Below are 21,906 nucleotides of genomic sequence, written 5' to 3'. Positions count from 1 at the left end.
AAAGGGAACGACATCATCTCGCTTCCCTGTTTCTTATTTATTAGGTTTTCAATATCTAAGATACTGAAAACCACTTTTCGTTCAAAGAAAGATTCAACGGTTCTACACTTTCTTTTTTTATTTTTTCGGATTCCCCGTATTGTTTGTTTTAACGATGAATCAATTGTTGTTCTAGTTCTTCGAGCGTTTGTCCCTTGGTCTCCTTTACCCGGTGCTTCACAAACAAAAAGCCGGCAAAACAGATAGCCGCATAGAGGTAGAAAGGCCCATAGGTACCTAAGATTTCAGCGAGAATAGGAAACGTAAAAACTAAAATGAAATAAGCGATCCAAAGCGACACAATGGCAATGGATGAAGCCACACCGCGGATCTTATTCGGAAAAATCTCGGCAATCAAGACCCAAGTAACCGGCGCCAACGAAGTGGCATACATAGCAATGGCAATTAACACAAAAATAGATACCACCGTGGCGTTCATTTCAAGTTGCAATACCCCCGCTAATACGAGATAAACGACGGAAAGGCCTAGAGATCCGATTAACATCAAAGGACGTCTCCCAAGTTTATCCACCTGCCACATAGCAATAACCGTAAAAATTAAGTTAACCGTACCAATGGCAACGGTTTCGAACAGCTGTCTATCCAGATCAGCGCCTATGGATTCAAAAATCGTGGAGGTATAATTGAATACCACATTGATACCACATAACTGCTGGAATACAGCTAACGTAATGCCGACAATGACGGCCGGACGTACTGCCTTTTCAAATACGGCCCGAAAGGATTGCCTGGCTGTACCCTTAAGGGATGCCTGAATTGTTAAAAAAGTTTCTGCAGCAAAAGCCTCACTTCCGATAGCTGACAACACCTTACGCGCACGTTCGTCCTGCCTTGCTTTTAACAGCCATCGTGGGCTCTCCGGCAACCAAAGCACACCAATAAAGAACAAAACGGCAGGTACAGCCCCCAGGCCAAACATCCACCGCCAGGCCTCGGGGCCATTGTCTGCAAGGGTATAGTTAACCAGGTTGGTCACCAAAATCCCTATGACGATGGTCAGTTGATTGATGGCGACATTGCGACCGCGAACATGGGCCGGTGAAATTTCGGCAATATATAGAGGGCTTAACATCGAGGCCATGCCCACGCCTATCCCCGCAGCAAAGCGCATGAGTACAAAGATGGATAAGTCGGAGGCATAGGCCATTCCCAGGGAAGATATGGCAAAGATGAGGGCAGCTAACAGGAGGCCGGGCTTTCTGCCATAACGATCCGCCAGTTTTCCGGCCAACAGGCATCCCACAATACAACCAAGGGCCAGCGAGCCGGTGAGAAATCCTTCCCACCATGCATTGAGTCCAAACGCCTCACGCAAAAAAGGTAAGGCACCGGCAATCACGGCGAAATCAAAACCAAACAGATAGCCTCCAAGTGCCGAAATAAAGGAGATACCCAAGATGTAGGAGTGCTTAAAGTTCAATTCAGAATCATTCATCGATATACTGTTTTATCGTCTATGTATTTCGTTACTCTTTACCTAGGTACACAAAGCGCGTCGAAACGCTGCAGGAAACCGATCATGCGTTTATGCAGAACGGCACCCAAATGACTATTGTTACGTTCCAATACTTGATTGAAAAAATGTTCGGTCCCATCCGTATTGCCTAGTCCCAATTGAGCCAATCCAGCCATATAAAGGCAATGAACATGGTTCTTGGCCGACAAATCCTGTTCAAAAACCAACAGATCCGGTAAGGATACAGCCATGTAATCAATTGAAATGACATCATGTAGATGATAAGCGCTAAAATCCGCCAGTCTATTAAATACCATGCGCGCCTTTTCTTCATCCCCTAATTGTATCCAAGCCAATCCTTGGTAAAAGATTTTGTCGGGTTGCGGATCATTATAAAAGATCGCTTGTACGGGTTCGTCATTCCCCCGTGTTGCCAGCTCAAAATACGCTTTTGCTTTCGTTTCTTCTTCCAACCGTTTATAGGCCAATCCGGTTAGGTAATGGATGTCATTTTCCGGGGTGTTAGGGAGTTTGCCTTCACCCAAATTTGGCGGATAGCAAAGCATGGCCTGTAAATAATCCAAGGCCTCCTCGAGCCGGTTTTCAAGCAGCGCTAATTTGGCCAATTCTTGTCCGGCCACCAGGTACTGGCCGGGCACCTTGCCCTCGCCCCCCTCCCAAGGGTGGAAATTACGAGATGCCAATTGTTGCCAGGCTTCATCATGTCGCTGCAATAAATTGAACAAGCTGATACGTTCAAGGTATAAATCGTCTCGCTGTTCTACCAAATCCCCATATTGAGCTAAAAACGAAAGGCGCTGATGTGGCGTTACCTGTTGTAAGCGATATAGCTGATCCAGCTCCATCAAAATACGGGCGTCAGTGCGATCCAGGAAAAACGCCTCCTCCAAGAAACGCAGAGCCTTTTCACTCTCGTTCTTTTTATTATAAAAGGCCAGTGCCAAATTCCGTTTTACGGTAGGAAAACCGGCATCTATACGAACCGATTCTTCCCAACAGTGAATGGCCTTTTCGTGCACACGTTTATCATACCAATAATTACCCAGATAATAGTACGCCTTGGCATCGTTTGGGTTAAAGGTTAAGGCTTTTTCCAGTGCCAGCATATCTTCCATCCGATTCGGAAAACAATAATCAGGACTGCATCTGCTTGCCTTCTCGAAAAACGAATGTGCTAAATCGAGTCGAGCCTGTAAAGAGGCGATATAACCTTTATGGTAATGAACCAAAGGATCCGGGCTTTCGGCCAAGCACCCCAACCAGTCTAGCGCTTCCTCATAACAATACGCCTGCACGTAATCCAGCGCATACTCAATGAACGTACTGCTTCGCTCATTCATTAAAGCGACTGTATTGCTTATTAGGCTATCGGCTTCCTGTTCTTGGTTACGCTCTTTTAACAGCAAGTATTTTTCAAAATAAACCGCATAATTAAAAGCGTCCAGCTCAAGGCTAAAGTTCGCATAAGAAAAAGCCTCCTCTACACGCCCGAGCTTTCGTAAAATGACCACGCGCAAATGTTGTGCTTGTCCACTTGTGGTATTATTGGCAAGGGAGTGGTCTATATGTTCCAGTGCGCTGCTAAACTCGCTTCTACCCACGTCTATACGGGCGAGCATCAGATACGCAGTATCTTTCCAAGCAGCATTCCAGGTCGCTTTGTAAAACAGCGAATAGGCCTCATCCAATGAGTCGTTTACCTTCTTGAGCAAGCCCAAGTTATAAAGCACTTCGCTATCGTAAGGATTGGTATTTCTTGAGAGAAGTCGGCTTTTCGCTGCCAGAAAATGTACTTGGGCCTCCGTAAACAAGCCTCTTCTCAATAACCAAAGCCCCATGGCATTGTTATTCCGAATATCATTGGGATCGCGTTGAAGAGCCTCCTGATAGTAAGCCCTTGGATCGTAAGTGGCGTGTCGATATTGTTCCAAGTGCAGACCGTGCAAATACAGTTCTTCGGTAGAGGGAACATCTTTCGGATCGGGTGCCGGTATTGCCGGCGGCGGGATCTCCTTTTCTTCCGCACGTTCAGGGGCATAACGAATCAATAAAGCTCCTTCCCAATCATACACACGCAATTCGTAGTCGTGTAGAGCATCATACCTATCCGAATTGGTTAAGGTTTCCTGATAGCTATGGCTTGGCGAAAGCGTCACCGTACGCTCCAAAATCAGTTTAGCACCTACAGTTACAACAATTCGAGCCTCTTCCCAAACACCGCTTGCATAAACACCTAGCGTGAGTTGTCCCTCCTGTAGGTCGAAGTGAACGGCCATGTCCTTATTTGCATTTTTCACTACACCAATTTCACTATAGGGCATAAAATACTGCACGAAAGACTTGGTTTCATTTGGCTGTAGCCATGAAAAATCAGGCTGGTTATCCGTAAAAGCGCCTGTCATTAATTCGATATACGGACCATCCGTATCCGTTAGATTCCGGTCCCAGGCCTTTCCGAAGTCGGCATTACCCCAAGTCCATTGTTTTTTACCCGGCACTACATGATGATTGGCCACATGAAGCATACCGGCTTGCGTGTCATGTTCATAGCCGCCCATAAAATCATAGGTTGAATTTACCGCCATGAAGGAAGTGGGTACCGGTATGTTTTTATAGCGTGAAATATCCGTTCCCGGAGCATAGTCCGTTTTATAATATACCCCTTTCGCAATCGGAAAAGAAGAGACATCCCGCTTCCCATGATCGTACACGGCATGCACATCCGGCGGAAATATCGATTGATAATGATCGTTCACTTTTACGGCAGGGTTTGCCCACCATAAGAAAGTCTGCGGAAAAAGTGTTCTGTTCGTTAAATGCGCCTCAATCTCCAGGTAAGCCCTGCCCGGATAAAGCCTAAATCCGGCTCTGCCCTTTGTTCTGAACATCATTTCCACTTCATTGACCCACACCGTTTGCTCACCATTTTCTCCGTGCTCAATCGTATATTCTACCGGCAAAAAGGTACTGGGGCGATGATGCTGGGGCCAGTTGAATTCAATACCACCCGAAATCCAGGGTCCTGTCAGGCCTACCAAAGCTGGCTTGATGACGTGGTTGTAATAGATGAAATGCCTTTCCTTCACTTTATCATAAGCCATCTGCACCCTACCCCCTAGGGCCGGGAGTATCATCACTTTAAGGTATTGGTTTTCCAGAAAAACAGCATCATAGCTCACATCTTCTTTCTCGTCAAAGATCTTTTCCACCACCGGATAAGGATAAACAACGCCACTACTTCCTTGGTATACCCTTTTTTCCAAGAACATTGGATTTTTCTCGGCCTCACCAATTTTATAAGTTGGTATGTTGATTTTTTCGATCCAAACCTTGACTTCAGTCTGCATAGTATATAACGGTTAATGAGACAAAGTTAAGGTCAACCGGTACACGAAGCATGGAGAAAGCGTTTTTAAAAATGGATTATATTACTATCTTGCAGGAATTTTAAACCAATTTATGATTAGAAAGAAAGAAGGATTTGAAGGAGAAAAGGCCATCATCATTCCTCCGAAAGTCGTTAATCAATACCGGGACACGTTCCTTACCAGGGAATTTTACATTACCGATATTGGCTTTTACCCAAAGGCCAAATACCACTACCGAAACCGTCCCGAAGGGACAAATGAACATATATTGATTCATTGCGTCGAAGGTAGGGGAAGTGCTACCATCGATGGTTTCGACCTGCCGATCGAGGCAAATCATTTCCTTATCATCCCTACCGGAACGCAACACCTCTATCGTGCTGATCCAGCCTATCCATGGACAATTTACTGGCTTCACTTTGGCGGGAAGCAAGCCGACCTCATAGTCGCCCATCTTTTCGAGAAAATGCTTTCCCAGAAAAATAAGATCATGCGAAGCGAACCCCATTTAGCACTTTTTTCCAAAATATACAACACACTGCAGCAAGGCTATAGTAAGGAAAATATGGAGTTTATAGCCCTCACTATGCCTTTTTACCTGAGTGCCTTTCTTTTAAACGACCGTTTCAACTATCACCCCGATGAACAGGCAGAAGATATCGTTGATCGCACTATTCGCTTTCTCAAAACTAGTATTCATAAAACATTAAGTCTGAAAGAGATCGCTGATCAGGCGCACCTATCCGTATCCCATTTTTCAAATCTCTTCCACAAAAAAACGGGATATTCGCCTATTGAATACTTTAATCACTTAAAAATCCAGCATGCCTGTCAACTTTTGCAATTTTCCGACCGACGAATCTTTGAAATTGCCTTAGCCATCGGTATTGAAGACCCTTACTATTTCTCCCGTTTATTTAGCACGCAAATGGGAATATCGCCCAAACAATACCGAAAACAATGGACGCTGTCAAAATCCTAACCGAAGTTACCTGACTACGCCCCAACTAAATGAAATTCACATTGAATCAAAAAACAAAACTCCCCGCTTTTCAGCTAGGGGAGAATAATAGAACGAGCCGGGATTTACCTAAAAGCTGACAACCAGTTTTCCAATCGTTTTTCCACTTTCCAACTGTTGGTGTGCTTCCTTAAAATTTGTAACGGACAAGCCCTTAAGCGTTTCTTTTAGTGTGGTTTTTAAAACGCCACGATCCAATAAATCGGCAACCTTGTTCAGAATATGATGTTGTTCAATCATATCATCCGTCTGGAAGGTAGAACGTGTGTACATCAACTCCCATGAAAAGCTGACGCTCTTAGCTTTCAATTTATTCAAAGCAAGAGGGGTAGCAGATCCGGTTATCGAACCAATATGACCTTGCGGTTTAATCAATTCAACCATTGCATCCCAATAGGTATTGGTATCCACGAAATCCAGAATAAAGTCGACATACTGAAAACCTGCTTGACGAACTTCGTCCACGAGCTTATAATGATTAACTACATAATCGGCACCCTGAGTCTTGCACCACGAAGCTGTTTCCGGTCGCGAGGCAGTTGCAATCACCGTAAGTCCCGCCACGTGCTTGGCAAGTTGTATCGCAATTGAGCCAACCCCACCGGCTCCGCCGATAATTAAGACGGATTTGCCCTTGTCGCGCTCACCGATACGAAGCCGATCGAAGAGAATCTCCCAAGCGGTTAAGGCCGTTAACGGAATAGCTGCGGCTTCCTCCTTAGTAAGTTTTTTTGGTTTATTCCCTACAATCCGTTCATCCACCAACTGATACTCCGCGTTACTGCCTGCACGGTTAATATCCCCTGCGTAGTACACTTCGTCTCCCACCTTAAATAAAGATGCCGCATCGCCTACCGCCTCCACTACGCCCACCGCGTCCCAGCCAATAATTTTTGGCTCTGTCAGTACCGTATCCTTTGCACTGTTCTGCCGAATCTTGAAGTCGACCGGATTGACGGATACAGCGCTTATTTTTACTAAAAGGTCTCGGCCTTTCGGGCTTGGTTTTTCTGTTTCAAACTCAATAAAACTGTCCGCTGCTTCAACGGGTAACGATGTTCTGAATCCTATAGCTTTCATATATTTATTCCTTAAGTACATCACAAAATTAGTAGGTTACAGAAAGAGAAACCAGTACAATTTCATGCTATATTTGTAAAAATCAATCCCCGATGACAAGATTTAACAGCTACCATTCGCTCAATATCTTTCGACTAGAAGCCGAAACCTGGAGTTATCCGGCACATAAGCACAACTTTTATGAACTCATTTTCATAGAAGAAGGTAACGGAAATCACGTGCTTAATGACGCTGTTGCGCCCTATCATATGGGTGATGTCTTTTTACTAAGACCGGAAGATACGCATTATTTTGAAATTGAAGCACCTTCGAAATTTATATTTCTAAAATTTACGGAACAACTATTCATAGAAAAGCTCGAAGGAAGCAGGACCGCTAAATGGCTCGACATCCTTAAGACCTTATTACAATCACCTTTCTCCATGAATGGTAGTTTAATTAAGGATAAAAAGGATCAAGATCAACTTAAACATTTACTTCAAATATTGCTGGCCGAGTTTTCCCATCAATGTTCTTACAGCCGTGAACTGCAACTCGAGCTCTTTGGAGCCGTTATGATGATGTTGGCCCGAGCACAGGCTACCGCGCAATTTGGCACGCAATGCCCGGTGAATACCGAATTAGATAAGTTGAGCGAAATTCTGAGCTATACCCGTTTGCATGCGCTTGATGCAGACAAAGTACGTGTAGAAAGTATAGCCAGGCACTTCTCGATGTCACCTAATTACATCAGCATTTACGTCAAAAAACATAGTGGCTTATCCCTCCAGCAACACATTGTACAAATTAAACTGAAAGCCGCTGATCAGTTACTGAAAAACGGGCGCAATAATATCAACGAAATTGCTGTCAAGCTTGGCTTTACTGATGCCAGCCATTTTAATAAAATCTATAAGAAGTACAACGGCAAAAATCCAAGGGACATACAACGCCGTAAAACAGAAGCATTTCACGAATAATCGGGTTGCCTCTGGTTAATATAGCTGAAGATCTTGCTAATTTCCATGCTAAAGATATAAGCAATATTGTTTAGTATTGTTCCTTACAACCCGGTCTGGCATCGTCACCGGACAGCAAGATCTAAATATGAAAATACAACATGCTATCACACACATTATTTTACTTATTTTCCTATGCAAGAGTGCTACAGGTCAAAATAAGAATAATTTAAAACTTTGGTACAGCAAGCCCGCCAGTAAATTTGAAGAAGCACTTCCTTTAGGCAATGGCCGTTTAGGTGCCATGGTTTATGGTGGCGTGCAAGAAGAGCGGCTGTCTCTCAATGAAGCAACGCTTTGGTCGGGCAAGCCTGTTGACGAAAATAAAGTTAACCCACAAGCCAAGGATCATCTTCCCGCCGTACAGGAAGCACTCTTTAACGAAGATTATCAAACTGCGGATTCACTGATTCGCTTTATGCAGGGCGCTTATTCTCAATCTTATGAACCCTTGGGCAATCTATTGATCCATTTTAAACACCAAGGTACTCCCACTCATTTCAGGCGCGAACTGGATATTTCCCAAGCCATTGCACGGGTTTCCTATCAGCTTAACGGAACCAGTTACCGTCGGGAAATCTTTGCCTCGCATCCCGATCAGCTTATTGTCATCCGATTAACCGCAGAAGGTAAAGATAGGTTGGATTTTACTTGCCGTTTTAACAGTTTATTGCGTTCAAAAAGCAAGAAGCAAAGTACCAGCTTATGGATGCACGGTTGGGCACCTATTCATACCGAGCCTAATTATCGTAATAAAGAAAAAAATCCGGTGGTATATGATACGCTAAACAGCATGCGTTTTGCCTCCATGCTGAAAGTATTGAAGAACGATGGGCAAACCAGTTGGCAAGATTCATCACTCGCTATTTCGAACGCCAAAGAGGTAGTCTTACTTTTATCAATGGCCACCAGTTACAGTGGTTTCGACAAAAATCCGGGCAGGGCAGGAAAGAATGAATTAGATTTAGCGCTTTCTTACTTGAAGGAAGCAGAAAAGCAATCCTTCGCCTCATTGCAAGCAAAGCATATTCAGGACTATCGGCATTATTTTGACCGCGTTTCAATTAATTTAGGACACGGGGAGAAAGCAAATTTGCCTACGGATGAAAGGCTAGAACGCTTTGCCAAAGGTGACGGCGATAACAACCTCGTAGCACTCTTCTATCAATATAGCCGTTATTTACTGATTAGCTCCTCACGACCCGGTGGCCAGCCAACCAATTTGCAGGCTTTGTGGAATGAAATTGTAAGACCGCCTTGGAGCAGCAACTATACCACCAACATCAATACCGAGATGAACTATTGGGGTACTGAGGTCGCTAACCTTCCCGAAATGCACCAGCCCTTATTCGATTTTATAGGCCGCCTAGCACAAACGGGTGCCATCACGGCTAAAAATTATTATAATGCTGATGGTTGGGTATGCCACCATAATACAGATATCTGGGCAATGACGCATCCGGTGGGTCATTTTGGCGAAGGGCATCCCTCTTGGGCCAACTGGCAAATGGCCGGCGTATGGTTAAGTACCCATTTATGGGAACATTTCGCTTTTACCGCAGATGCCGACTTCCTACGCAAGCAGGCATATCCGCTAATGAAGGGCGCCGTCGATTTCTGCCTGAGCTTTCTCACGACCAATAAAGACGGTTATCTAGTAACTGCACCATCCACCTCACCCGAAAACATCTACATAACTGATAAGGGCTATAAAGGTGCCGTGTTGTATGGAAGTACGGCCGATATTGCAATGATCCGTGAGTTGTTTGCCGACTACCTGAAAGCAGCTGTTATCTTAAAAAAGGACAAAAAAACACAAGAAGCGGTTACCAACGCTTTGGCAAAGCTTCCACCCTACAAAATAGGCAGAAAAGGCAATTTGCAAGAGTGGTATCATGACTGGGAAGATGCTGAACCTCAACACCGTCATGTATCCCATCTGTTTGGATTGTACCCCGGCACTACCATAAGCGATGCATCCACACCGGAACTGGCAAGGGCGGTACAAAAATCATTGGACATCAGAACCAATGAAAGTACTGGCTGGGCTATCACCTGGCGCATCAACCTATGGGCCAGATTACACAACAGTGCGATGGCCTATGACGCGTTGAAAAAGCTATTCCGCAATGCCAATGATCCCGAAATCATCAAAAAAGGAGAAGGCGGACTTTACTCGAATCTATTCAGTACCTGCCCACCTTTCCAGATCGACGCCAACTTTGGCGGTGGTGCCGGCATTTCCGAGATGCTGCTACAGAGTCATGAACACTATATCGAGCTGCTTCCCGCCCTGCCTAAGGAATGGCCCGATGGAGAAGTCAACGGGTTAGTTGCCCGTGGGGGCTTTGTCATCGATATGCAATGGCGGAACGGAAAAATTGTGCATGCCAGTATCGTTTCAAAAAATGGTGGGTCTTGTAAAGTAAAATATGGCACCCATAACCAAGAGATAGACACCAAAGCCACACGGAAATACACACTGAAATTTTAGAAGCGATGCATAAGAAAATATGCACCGAACAAGAAGCCGGCATGTTACCCTATTTTCTTGCAAACCACTACGAGTTTTCCCTTGTGAAAAATCAGCAAGTTGCCTTCTTTATCTACTTCATAGGCATCTTCCGCGCTTTCCAGACTAACATAATAATTACCGTTTTTTTTCAGCTCTGTGGCATAAGCGCTAACCACCGGTTGATCGCTTACCTGAAGCTTTTTTCCTTTAAAAGCGATGGGCTGAATAAAAACGCGTTGTTGGCGAGCAATCACCTGATAAGCAACGTTCGCCCCTTCCGGTGATTTAATTGTTTCATCAAACCAAACACCTAACAAATGTGTAGAATCGGCTGCACTAAGCGCCATTTGGCCTACGGTATCCGGTTGACTAGGCTGAACCATGGATTTATCTTCCGTATTCGTAGCTTTGGGAGCTTGGCTTTGTGTACAAGCGGACGTCGCTAAAGCACCAATCAGCCATACAAGTCTGTGCAATCTGAGCGTATTTTTCATCTGCCGCAAAGTTACGAATAATTAACGGCTTAGGTTCGCACCTGTAGCTTCCCGTTTCCATAAGTTATCTATTCAGCAGCTAACGATTTTACCGGATTGGTTCTGGCCGCTCTCAAGGCTTGATGGCTAACTGTAAATAATGCAATGCACAATACGATGAGGCCGCTTAAAGCGAATATCCACCAAGACAAAGCAGTGCGCTTTTCCCAATTCGACAACAGGCTTTGCATGGCTAAAATCGCCACAGGTACCACGATCACAAAGGCAATGCACACAGGCTTTAAAAAATCCTTCGACAAAGACCACCACATCTGTTTGATACCGGCACCCAAAACCTTTCTTATTCCGATTTCCTTTGTCCGTACCTCTACCACAAAACTGGCTAGTCCGTATAAGCCCAAACAAGATATGACAATCGCGAACAGGCTTATGATATTTATCATTTCCCCCGTACTACGCAATTCGTCAAATTTGGCCTCGTACTCGTCGCTCATAAAATGATACTCGAAAGGATAATAGGGATTTTGTTTTTTTACCGTTTGGCCAATGTCGTATAATATCTTTTTCATATCCACACCATCTTGTATACGAACAAAAACATTAGACATAGCCTGTTGCCCAAGCGTAAGAAGCATCGGATCAGGCAGTTTATTGGGGTTATTATAAACAAAATCCTTCACGATGCCTATAATTTCCTTGTCCCCCACCTTCTTTCCAATAATAGGCTTTTCGAGCCCCATCTTTCTTGCAGCAGCTTCGTTAATCAGACAAGCGGACGTATCACTTCCGTAATTCTTGGAAAAGTCTCTTCCTTCAACGACATCAGCGCCAATCGTTTTAATCCAATCATATTGTACCCCTGCCAGCGCGAAAGCAAAATCCTGATCATCATTTTTACCCGTCCAACCAAAACCATTTGCGTATCCACCAAACTGAATCAAATTGTCGTTGCCTGCACTCACACTTTCGATCCCGGGTAACTGAAGGAGTTGTTCTTTCAATACGGGAAATTGTTCCGCCATGCTTCCATGGGCTGTAAGCCGCAGAAGACCTTTCGGCTTGTATCCTATGGGCTGGCCCTTGGTATAGTCAACCTGTTTATAGATAACAATGGTAGTAATGATCAAGAATATAGAAACGATAAACTGAAAGGTAACCAATAGTTTTCGCATCGAAAACTTACCTCTCTTTATTAACATGTCACCTCTTAACGAGGTGATCGCCTTAAAACGACTTAGAAAAAACGCCGGATAGCCTCCCGCAATAATGGCCGTAAGAAAAACCAGCGGAATAAGCGCCAACCAGACCGCTATATTGCCTGGATCGAATAGAATCTCATTTTTGGTTACGGTGCTAAAATAAGGCAGGCCAATCTTGGCTATTGTGAAACCGAGAATGGCGGCCAATATCGTCAATATAAAAGCTTCTGTTAAAAACTGATAGATCATTTGCCATTGCGTTGCGCCGACCACTTTTCTTATTCCTACCTCCAGCGATCTCTTTTGCGATTTGGCCACGGTTAAATTCATAAAATTGATGCAGGCGATCAACAGCACGAAAAAACCAATAATTGCGAGGAGTACCAATCCGTAAATTTTACCACCCTGCGCCCTGCCGTTTTTGAATTGGTTGAAAATCCGCATATCTTTAAGCGGATAAGTGAAAAAGGAAATCGGTTCATTTTGCTTTCTATGGTACAGTTGATTGATCTTCTTGTTCAAAAGCCCCCGATTCGCCTGGTCTATAGATAGCACCCAAGTATTGATTACGAAGTGATCCCATCGATGGATCCAGCTGCTATTCTCTCGTTCAAAATCCCGAAAAGGAAGAATTACGCTAAATTCGTTGACACTATTTTGTGGAATATCAGCAATTACCGCCCCAACATTGCGCGTATATTTATTGTCGTGCGCAAGTAATTTGCCAACGGGATTTTCATTTCCGAACAATTTTTTTGCCGTACTTTCTGTTATAACGATGGAGCCCGACTGGTTCAGCGCGTCGTAAGGATTACCCGATAAGGTTTTAAAGGTCATTATTTTGAAAAGGGAGGGTTCCGCATAGATTCCCGTTTCATAGATATTTTTGTCACCCACCCGTAATAACTGGGCACCCGGTTGACTGGTTCGCGCAGTCTGTCGTATTTCGGGCATGGTTTTAAGTACTTCATCCGCTAAAGGCGGTGGCGTTTCGCGCCCCGTATTGACTTCGCCATTTACTTCTGTGTTAGTCATCATCAGGTAAATGTTCGGCAAATTCTTCTGAAATCGATCGTAACTTAATTCGTGGCTAATCCATATAATAACAATGATGCCAATTCCTAAGCCTATGCTTAAGCCGCCGATATTTATCAAGCTTGAAACCTTGTTTTTCAACAGACTTCTCCAGGCAATATTTATATAATTTTTCAGCATTTGGATAAAGACTTGAATGTGTACATCACTATACCAGCTTTATGCCACAAAAATAATAAACTGTAAACGAGCGATTTAAACAACGCACTCAGATCTGTATGTTCGTTTTTGATACACCGGGTTGTTCGTTATCGGATATGTTTCCCCGAGAAAATTACCAGATTGATGATTGTCTATTATCCCAGAAACAGATAACAATTATCTCTTCTTCATAGACTCTATAAAACATAGAACATTGCTTGTGTAAGATGCATTTCCGAACTTCGGTGCGCTCGTCAATTATTGGAAAAATTAAGGGAGAAAAACTTTATGGTGTACACTAGCTGATAAAATGTTTACTTTTAAACACATCGAAGGAGACAGTCTGTCCTTTAGTAGCTTGATCAAGCCCTTTTTCTATACTCTCTTGGATATGCTTTGGTAAACTAACATCCTGTTGCTGAAAAGGAACCTTCATTGCTTTCAAGAACGCTTTAACGGCCCTTAACTGTTCTTTATTTTCGGGATGAATTACCAGTGCTTCCATACACAAATTTAAATAAAATATTCTAAATACTTCTCTCTTTACTTTCCAATAAAGATTATCTTTACTCACGTCCTAAACAATACACCTTAACGAAAATACTTCGCTAAATTTTTTTTAAAAAAAGCAGCACTTTCGGCTATACTCTCCATAGAGCTCTTCTTAAAATTTCCGCCCTGCTCCAGGTAATAATATTCCATACCGGCCAAGTCCTTATCTGGTAAAATTTTAGTATAATCTATTGAACCATTGCCCAGTTCCGTATAATCCTGTGTCACTTTATCCATGTCTTTGATATGCCACATTACAAAACGTCCGGGCTGCATGCTAAAAAGCGCTGCAGGACTTAATTTAGAAGCACGCATTACCCAGTAAAGATCGATCTGTAGCTTCACCAGGTCGGGGTCCGTCTCTTTCATGATTATTTCATAACCATTTATCCCGCCATGATCGATAAACTCAAAATTATGGTTATGATAAGCAAAGCCCAAACCGGCCTTTTTAATCCTTTCTCCAATCCTATTAAGTTTCGGGGCGAGTTGTTTAAATTGCTCGATACTTCTATTATTAGGATCTAACCAGGGCCAGGTGATATAAGGTTGCTTTAATATACCTGCACCGATAATACATTGATCCACATAAGCCATCAATTCTGCTTCAGGCGCATTGAAATAGCGAAAAAGATCATAATGACCACTGGTGGTCGTCAATCCATGATCGCTCAGTAGACCAAGAAAATCCTTTGCTTTTAAACCATAATAGGATACTGTTTTCGGGTCAAAACCATAAGTCTCCGTATCTTCATAACCCAGAGCTGCTACCTGCTTTATCGTAGCAAAAGGATCTTTTGCCATCGCATCACGAATCGTAAAAAGTTGCAGTCCCATCTTATAGGCGGATTTTGTTTCTTCTGCAAAAAGCGCATTTGGTAGCATAAGCGCTGAGGTAGCCATACAGCTATGTGAAATGAATTGTCTTCTGGTGATCATCGTGTACAATATCGGTATTTTCCGGCGTATAACGTAAAGCTATCCTTACTTAGGCACTACCGGTTAAGTTATAGTTGAAATTTTACATAAAATTAGTTACTCTTGAGCAAGCGGAGCACTGAGCCACTAAGGACAACACCAATAAGTCCGAGCACTAAAGCAACAATTGCTCCGGCTTTTCCACTACCGGAGCCGAACACGGCACCGGCAGTAATGCTAAGATGTATGATACTTAAAACAATACCAATCACGCCAAATATCAATGCAACAATAGCTGCTGTTCGGCCTTTACCCTTATTGCTAGTGGCGATATTTTTTGCCCGCCATCCCGCGCCCAGACTGAGGAGAGACATCACCGCTCCCACGAGCGCTCGTGCCCGCCCTGTGGTAATTCCCTGTACGGCAGAATAATGTTCACCGGTTTCGTCCTTCACCGTGGTCATCTCCGATTGATTGTCGATTGTACCTTCTTGTGAATATACCGCTGTTATTGCTAAAAATGAAAATCCAACGATCCACCCAATCATTAGAAGGTATGAAGTAACTGTTTTCATGGTCATTTATTTGGGACCAAGGTATAATCCTTATAAATTTTTAGATTGTAAAAAAACGACATTTTTACTTTTCCTTATCCCACGGTACCCCGATCATTTGCAAAGACAGTATCTTGTCTAAAGTATTCCTTCGGATTGTAACCAGAGAAATTCTTAAAATCGTGAATAAAATGAGATTGGTCGTAGTAGCCATGTTCGTAGGCGATTTGCGCAAATGACTTATCCTGGAAAGATCTGTTGAGCAAGGAGTTAAACCTTGTAATCCGTAAAAACAGCTTTGGGCTAAAGCCTGAAAACTCTTTAAATCTCCTTTCAAATTGCCTTATTGATAAAAAGCTATGGTTGACTAAGGCACTGATAGATCCCACTTGCTGAGTGCATATAATCGTTTTGATAGACAAAGGAATATGGATGTTCGTAGTCTTCGCATTTTTTAAGCGTCTTGTTAAGAAATCGCTTACCAGCTCAATTCGCTGGTGGTTGTTCTTGGCCAGCATGATTTCTTCTTCGAGAATTTCACCTTCTTTGCCACAGAGTGATTTAATGTCCGCCGATTCGTTGGTCAGCTCGTTCGCCGGTAGTCCGAATAATTGTGGAAGTGCGTGTGGAAATAAATAAAATCCAAAAACACCAAAATCTGTAGTTGAAGCGACTTTACCGAAGGTCTGCGTTTGCCCGTAAATTCCAGGAGATAATTTTTTTTCTGCTTCAAAAGCTGTTTGGAATTGAAATTGACCTTTGTAACAGAACACGAGTTCGGGACAAGGGTAAGCGAAGGCATGATGAACAAAGGGTGTATCCTGCGTAGCACTGCCCTCTGCAAACCAGAAGAACCGAATGTAATCGGCAAGTGTTGAAGAAGGAGGTATGACCTGGCCGTTCATATCACATTTTTTAAGATTTCTCTTCTTAACTATAGAAAATGACTTTCAGAAATTTACTCAATTCACCAAATTGATGATTGTTCGTTATCGCTTCATCTTCCGTTTTTTAAAATACAATTACCACATTTCTCCCTTTATTCTTTACCTTAAATTTAAGATTTAAACTGCCACCAATCAAAATAGAATAAATCTTTTTTTCCTTTGAAAACAAAAAAAACATCGTGTTTACCCGTTATATTTTTCATGGACCCGTTAACTGTACGAAAGATATCACCCTCACCCTGCGTATTAACGTTCACTACACCTAACAACGGCCCATTGATGCTATCCAAATAAACCTCGATCTTGCCTCCATAAAGCGACGCAACATTAACGTCTAAGGATTTTATACCCTTGGAAAAGTCTATTGCCCGAACCATGAGATGATCTCCATTGTGTATAGATGAAACCACTACCCGATCAGCTATCTTCGCTCCTTTATCCCAAGGGATATTACGCTCCCATTCCGTTTGCTTTTCGGTTTTGAGCCCTTCACTAAAAGCGATTGTTTCTGCCTCGGTTCTCCGGTAAGGGTTAAGTGTCCCTACAGGTTCTACACTTTCAGATGTCCAAAATGGCAGTTCTTTCAGTGTGCCGTCTTCATTATAAACCAGCTGGGTTAAACAGACGGACCGTCTCTCATAATGCTTGCTCATTGTTTTCTTGAGTATTTCATAATTAAATCCAAATACATACGACTTACCCTTATAGTCTATAATACCGGGATGGTTACCATTGGATCGGCTATTGCGATCCATAATCATTCCCTTAAAGACCCAGGGACCTGTCGCTGATTTTCCCATCGCATAGCCTATTCCTTCCGGACAGCAAGTTGAAGCGTAGGCCATATAATAGTTCCCGTTTTTTTTCCACGCCCAAGGTCCTTCCTGATAGCGAAATGGGTCTTTCTGCCCTTCAAGTTTAGCGAATGATGAATCCTTAACGATTTCACCATCAATCGAAATCATGTCTTCCTTGAGCTTAACATACCACAGGTTAGGATTTCCCCAATACATATACGCTTGACCGTCGTCATCGATCATAACCGTTGGATCTATATCTTCATTGGAATTTTTCACCAAGGGTTTACCAATGGGATCAACAAACGGCCCGTAGGGACTGTCAGAAACCAGTACACCTATCCCGACACCTCCTGGCACAGTACAGTAGAGATAAAACTTTCCATTGCGTTCTACACATTGGGCCGCCCAGGCACCATTATCTGCATCGACCCATTTAAAATTTTTCAATGAAGCTACAGGACCGCGATCCTGCCAGTTAACCATATCGGTCGACGTATAGAGCAGCCAATCCGTCATTTTAAACCCAAAAGCATCATCCTCGTCATGACCTGTGTATAAGTATACCGTGTCCTTATACACCATAGGAGCTGGGTCTGCCGTATGTTTTGTTTGGATGATCGGGTTCTGCGCGAACCCACTTGAACTCAATATACAGAGTAATGCAGCTAATATCCCCACTTTGGGACAATTGTTTAAGTCTAATTTCATAATTTACGATTTCAGTCTATTGATCCTCTTGCTTTCAGGCAATTAGTTCATTAGCGTTTATTGGTTAGCCTAGCACTAAATGGCAAATTTTACAGATGTCATTTAAACACTTAATACCCGAAATAAAGAAATATTAGCGAATAAGTGAAATAAATAACACATTTTTTTATGGGCAACGACAAGGAAATCGAACAGTATGTGGCAGGTAATTTTAAGGAAGTAACCGTCGATAATGGCCAAGACCTAGTTAAAGTTAAACATAATTTTACAAACCGCGAAGGACAGAAACACATTTAGAATTTTTCTATTCTCACTTTTTTAGGTTTGTCAAATCCTGACAGATATCTATAACTGAACAAACTTTGTAGATTGCTTCCAGATGTAGCGGCCACAGATATCGAGGACTGACATTTAAATCTAGAAGGTCTTTTTATTCATGTCTTTTACCAAAGTCTCTATCAAGGTTTTTGCATCTCGGTGTTTCAGTAAAGCCGCTGCTTGTCCTGCCCAATATGAACTGAGGTCCGGGTTGGTATCATAGGTGGCAGGATAGGCTTTCAAATTTCCCATAAATTTGCTTTGCAAAGGATATGGAGCTAATAAGTATTCAAAAGGTTTTAACTCTTCCGTTATTCTGTTGCGTATTCCTCTTGAAAGTCTGCCTGTAAATACCTTCGTTAGCGATGTATGTTTGGCATCAGATGTGAATAATTTGTCTTTATAATCTTGCGATGCGTTTGATTGTTCTGTTGCTAAAAACGCAGTCCCCATCTGTACGGCATCGGCACCTAATGCTAGTGCGGCCTGTATTCCTCTTGCATCAGTTATTCCTCCTGCTGCTATTATCGGAATGTTGACTGCATCTGCAACTTGTGGTATTAGTGCAAAAGTGCCTGTCAGCGAATCTTCTGCTGACTGTAAAAAGGAAACCCTATGCCCGCCCGCTTCAAATCCTGTTGCTACAATAGCATCTACACCTGCATGCTGCAAGGCAATAGCTTCATCTACCGTAGTAGCGGCACCAACGGTCTTTATTCCAAGTGCTTTGCATCTTGCTAAAATAGGTTGTGGCGGAATGCCGTAAACAAAACTAAATACAGCAGGTTTTGCTTCAAATATCGCTTCTACCTGCTCTTCAAATTTCGTCCCCAAATCTGTCGGTTTTGGGGGAATTGGTAAACCAAGTTCGTTAAAATAGGGCTTAAACAATTCTGTAAGTTTTTTATAGTCATCATCGCCAAACGTAGCTAAACGGCTATCACGGTCATTAACCCACAAATTAATATTGAAGGGTTTATTCGTGTTCTTTTTAATTTCATTGCAAATGTTGATAATTTCCCGAGCAGAAAAAGGCTGCCCACCGAAAGAACCCAACGCCCCTGCATTTGAAACTGTGCTTGTGAGGCTGACTGATGACAATCCACCACCGAAGGGTCCCTGAACGATCGGGAAATCTATACCCAATAGCTTTGTAAATTTTGTTTTATTCCACATGGTGTTTTTATTTTTACTGACGAAAAATTAGCAATACCAGTCCGTCTTTCCATTTTTTCAACTTATTTTTCCTATCAACTTGAATTGAAGAACGAAATCGTCGTAAATAAGCTTATCGCCAAGATTGTCAATAAATTTACCGGAGCCGTAACGGATGTTGTACGCCGTTCTGTCAATAACAATTTCGCCCATTGAATGTAAGTAGTCGGTAAATACTTCAATTTTTGCATTGAAGCTGATAGGATTTGTAATATCCTTTATGGTAAGATTACCGCTTATCGAGAAATTGCTATTTTCTATTTGCCTGGAACCTGTAATTACCAACGTTGCCGTTTTGAACCTGTCCACTGAAAAAAAATCTTCACTTTGCAGGTGAGCCAGGAATTCATGATGGGTCTTGATGTCTTCAATGTCGGTAACAGCAATTGAAGCCATATCAATTTTAATCTCACCGTTTGTAATCAAGTGGTCAGTAAGCTCAAGAAATCCGCTTTCTACATTTATGCTTCCTGTATGCAAGCCCAATACTTTTTTACCTGTCCAGTTTACGGTACTACTCGCACTTTGAATTTGAAATTTTGCCATTATTTTTGTGTTGAAATTTATAACACAAAATTCCATAGCTTTAGGTAAATCAGGAAGGACATACCTCACAACTTTAATGTGAGGTAAATCACAGTTTATTTGGAAGTTGAATTAAAACGGCTTAGTGTTTCTCTTGTAACGCCTAAATAAGAGGCTAATAAATGTTTTGGTACTTTTTGAAAAAGTTGGGGGTATTGTTCCAATAGACTATCGTATCGTTCCTTTGCATTATTGCTCATCAGTGAAAGAATGCGTTGTTGCAGCGCAACATTCCGTATATTCGTTTTCTTTCTGAAAAAATGCTCCATTTTATGTAGTTCCGCACATAATTTTTCTCTGTTCTCGTAAGACAAGCAAAGCATTTCGGTATCTTCAATGCAATCAATATCAATTGTGGCAGCAGTTTGATTGTAATAAGCCTGATAATCTGTTATCCACCAGTCTTGCATACCAAACTGTATAATATGGATTTTGCCGTCATTGTCTGTGTGATAAGATTTCAGGCAGCCGCTTAAAATAAAATAGTCAAACTTGACGGCCTGTCCGCACTGCACAGCAAATTGATGCTTCCTGAGTTTTCTTTCAGTGAAATGCGACAATATGTATTCAAACTCGTTGTCTGAAAGCGGTGTGATTTTTTCTATTTGTTGTCGTAGAATCTTACTCATTCATCGTCATTTTTCTTGCTGATTTTGTATGCCTGTCATCAACAGCTTTGAGCTATTCATAGCGGTGGAAATACAAGCTCCGATATTCAATTCAGCATTACCGCAACCAATGCTCTCATTAGTGGCTAAATTACAAAAAACCACCGTACGATGCATTTGATTGAATAGAATTACAGAATGTAATCAATACTTATTCTACAACGCCGGTACAAGACGACCTAAGGCAACTTACTTTCTCCAAATAACCCGGGCCTGCTGCATCCGACCAATCAGAGATAAACAATACCGTTCAGACAAACCGTTTAGCCTGTAACAAATTAAAGAGACCCGAAGCACGGGCACTGCATAAATGCAAAAAATTCCATTGCATTATTTCTGTTTAGCAAAAAAACTCCAGATATAATCATTGATATCAAGTTCTTTGGATGTCAGCCCTATAGGTAATCCTATATTAAAGTCATCGGCGCCTGGCCAGGTATGTCCACCGTTCTCAATAGAAATCAGCACAACGGATTTTTTACCGGAAAAGGATTCTAAAATCTCGACTACCGTACTATCGCTTGCAATCTCATCGATTTTTGTGGTATTGTCGTTTGTAAATGAATTCTCTTTCCAATAATTGTAAGAATCAAGTGCGGAGTAGTAGTGACCATCTTTTCCTTTATAATCTACTACTTTATCGGCCGTACCATGAACCATGAGAACTCCAACTTCCTTTCTATTGTTATTATGGTAATAAGCAATAGAATCCGGCAAGGGGGCGCCGACACTTGCAACAGCCAAAAACCGATGGGATAATTCGGCGGCAACACGATGGCAGAAAAAGCCTCCCCGTGACAAGCCGGTCGCAAAGACCCTGTTGCCATCTATTTTGTAATCCTTTTCGATTTGGTGCAATAGAATTTCCGTAAAACCGACGTCATCCGTACCGTTTTTGTAAGACATTCCAAAACCGACGTTCCAGTCTTCATTGATCCCTTTTGGATAAACTACAATGAACCCATATTTATCGGCAGTTTGGTTAAATCGTGTATAAAGCATCTGCTCAGCAGGCGTCATCCCTCCTCCATGAAAATTAAAAACTACCGGATAACGTTTTTCAGCATCATATCCTTTCGGAGTATATACAATGTACTTTCTTTTGATCCCATCGTGCTGAATTGATTTCGTTTGAGCAAAAATTGAAATGCATACCAACAGAAGAATAATGGTTAATAGGTTTTTCATATTTT

At 42.4% G+C, this 21,906-nt stretch carries 18 protein-coding genes; 4 read left to right on the top strand and 14 right to left on the bottom strand.

Features of this window, described 5'->3' with window-relative positions; genetic code table 11:
* Positions 1-148: 148 nt before the first annotated feature.
* A complete protein-coding gene (locus E0E36_RS08175; protein ID WP_130855536.1) occupies positions 149-1,495 on the bottom strand; it encodes a sugar porter family MFS transporter in 1,347 nt (448 codons plus the stop codon).
* 38 nt (positions 1,496-1,533) lie between these two features.
* Positions 1,534-4,884 (bottom strand): DUF5107 domain-containing protein, encoded by a 3,351-nt coding sequence (locus tag E0E36_RS08170; RefSeq protein WP_130855535.1) that lies wholly within the window; start codon positions 4,882-4,884, stop codon positions 1,534-1,536.
* Between the two features lie 112 nt (positions 4,885-4,996).
* On the opposite strand from E0E36_RS08170, the gene E0E36_RS08165 reads away from it, so the two are divergent.
* Positions 4,997-5,887: an AraC family transcriptional regulator gene (locus E0E36_RS08165; RefSeq protein ID WP_130855534.1), complete on the top strand. Its 891-nt coding sequence runs from the start codon at positions 4,997-4,999 to the stop codon at positions 5,885-5,887.
* A gap of 108 nt (positions 5,888-5,995) precedes the next feature.
* On the opposite strand, the gene E0E36_RS08160 is transcribed toward E0E36_RS08165, so the two are convergent.
* Positions 5,996-7,006 (bottom strand): zinc-binding alcohol dehydrogenase family protein, encoded by a 1,011-nt coding sequence (locus E0E36_RS08160; protein WP_130855533.1) that lies wholly within the window; start codon positions 7,004-7,006, stop codon positions 5,996-5,998.
* Positions 7,007-7,098: 92 nt separating this feature from the next.
* Between E0E36_RS08160 and E0E36_RS08155 the strand changes: the two genes are divergently transcribed.
* The gene (locus tag E0E36_RS08155) at positions 7,099-7,965 is read left to right on the top strand and encodes a helix-turn-helix domain-containing protein (protein WP_130855532.1); all 867 of its coding nucleotides are present in this window, start codon (positions 7,099-7,101) and stop codon (positions 7,963-7,965) included.
* Between the two features lie 127 nt (positions 7,966-8,092).
* On the top strand, positions 8,093-10,498 hold the full coding sequence (locus tag E0E36_RS08150; RefSeq protein WP_130855531.1) for a glycoside hydrolase family 95 protein: 2,406 nt from the start codon (positions 8,093-8,095) through the stop codon (positions 10,496-10,498).
* Between the two features lie 44 nt (positions 10,499-10,542).
* Here the strand turns inward: E0E36_RS08150 and E0E36_RS08145 are convergent, their stop codons facing one another.
* The 7 genes from E0E36_RS08145 to E0E36_RS08115 all read right to left on the bottom strand — a co-directional run bounded on the left by E0E36_RS08145 (position 10,543) and on the right by E0E36_RS08115 (position 17,927).
* Complete coding sequence (locus E0E36_RS08145; RefSeq protein WP_130855530.1) at positions 10,543-11,013, bottom strand: hypothetical protein; 471 nt, start codon at positions 11,011-11,013, stop codon at positions 10,543-10,545.
* Between the two features lie 68 nt (positions 11,014-11,081).
* Positions 11,082-13,427 carry an ABC transporter permease gene (locus E0E36_RS08140; protein WP_130855529.1) on the bottom strand — a complete coding sequence of 782 codons (2,346 nt, stop codon included), beginning with the start codon at positions 13,425-13,427 and terminating at the stop codon, positions 11,082-11,084.
* 319 nt (positions 13,428-13,746) lie between these two features.
* The gene (locus E0E36_RS08135; protein WP_130855528.1) at positions 13,747-13,953 is read right to left on the bottom strand and encodes a DUF2683 family protein; all 207 of its coding nucleotides are present in this window, start codon (positions 13,951-13,953) and stop codon (positions 13,747-13,749) included.
* An 86-nt stretch (positions 13,954-14,039) separates the two neighbouring features.
* Positions 14,040-14,939: a sugar phosphate isomerase/epimerase family protein gene (locus E0E36_RS08130; protein WP_242627163.1), complete on the bottom strand. Its 900-nt coding sequence runs from the start codon at positions 14,937-14,939 to the stop codon at positions 14,040-14,042.
* 92 nt (positions 14,940-15,031) lie between these two features.
* A complete protein-coding gene (locus E0E36_RS08125) occupies positions 15,032-15,493 on the bottom strand; it encodes a DUF6223 family protein (protein ID WP_130855527.1) in 462 nt (153 codons plus the stop codon).
* A 74-nt stretch (positions 15,494-15,567) separates the two neighbouring features.
* A complete protein-coding gene (locus tag E0E36_RS08120; protein ID WP_130855526.1) occupies positions 15,568-16,377 on the bottom strand; it encodes an AraC family transcriptional regulator in 810 nt (269 codons plus the stop codon).
* Between the two features lie 152 nt (positions 16,378-16,529).
* Positions 16,530-17,927 carry a glycoside hydrolase family 43 protein gene (locus tag E0E36_RS08115; protein ID WP_130855525.1) on the bottom strand — a complete coding sequence of 466 codons (1,398 nt, stop codon included), beginning with the start codon at positions 17,925-17,927 and terminating at the stop codon, positions 16,530-16,532.
* A 168-nt stretch (positions 17,928-18,095) separates the two neighbouring features.
* Here E0E36_RS08115 and E0E36_RS28160 point away from each other — a divergent pair, with 168 nt between their 5' ends.
* The gene (locus E0E36_RS28160) at positions 18,096-18,224 is read left to right on the top strand and encodes a hypothetical protein (protein ID WP_278045539.1); all 129 of its coding nucleotides are present in this window, start codon (positions 18,096-18,098) and stop codon (positions 18,222-18,224) included.
* A gap of 120 nt (positions 18,225-18,344) precedes the next feature.
* Here E0E36_RS28160 and E0E36_RS08110 read toward each other — a convergent pair whose 3' ends face one another.
* The 4 genes from E0E36_RS08110 to E0E36_RS08095 form a co-directional block, all read right to left on the bottom strand.
* Positions 18,345-19,421, bottom strand: a complete 1,077-nt coding sequence (locus E0E36_RS08110) for an NAD(P)H-dependent flavin oxidoreductase (RefSeq protein ID WP_130855524.1) — start codon at positions 19,419-19,421, stop codon at positions 18,345-18,347.
* A 57-nt stretch (positions 19,422-19,478) separates the two neighbouring features.
* Positions 19,479-20,006 carry a YceI family protein gene (locus E0E36_RS08105; RefSeq protein ID WP_130855523.1) on the bottom strand — a complete coding sequence of 176 codons (528 nt, stop codon included), beginning with the start codon at positions 20,004-20,006 and terminating at the stop codon, positions 19,479-19,481.
* A gap of 95 nt (positions 20,007-20,101) precedes the next feature.
* Positions 20,102-20,674: a Crp/Fnr family transcriptional regulator gene (locus E0E36_RS08100; protein ID WP_130855522.1), complete on the bottom strand. Its 573-nt coding sequence runs from the start codon at positions 20,672-20,674 to the stop codon at positions 20,102-20,104.
* Between the two features lie 369 nt (positions 20,675-21,043).
* On the bottom strand, positions 21,044-21,901 hold the full coding sequence (locus tag E0E36_RS08095; protein WP_130855521.1) for a CE1 family esterase: 858 nt from the start codon (positions 21,899-21,901) through the stop codon (positions 21,044-21,046).
* Positions 21,902-21,906 lie beyond the last annotated feature (5 nt).

Origin of the sequence: Olivibacter jilunii, assembly GCF_900607235.1 — a bacterium.
Classification (GTDB): domain Bacteria; phylum Bacteroidota; class Bacteroidia; order Sphingobacteriales; family Sphingobacteriaceae; genus Olivibacter; species Olivibacter oleidegradans.
This window is presented reverse-complemented; position numbering and strand designations above follow the sequence as displayed.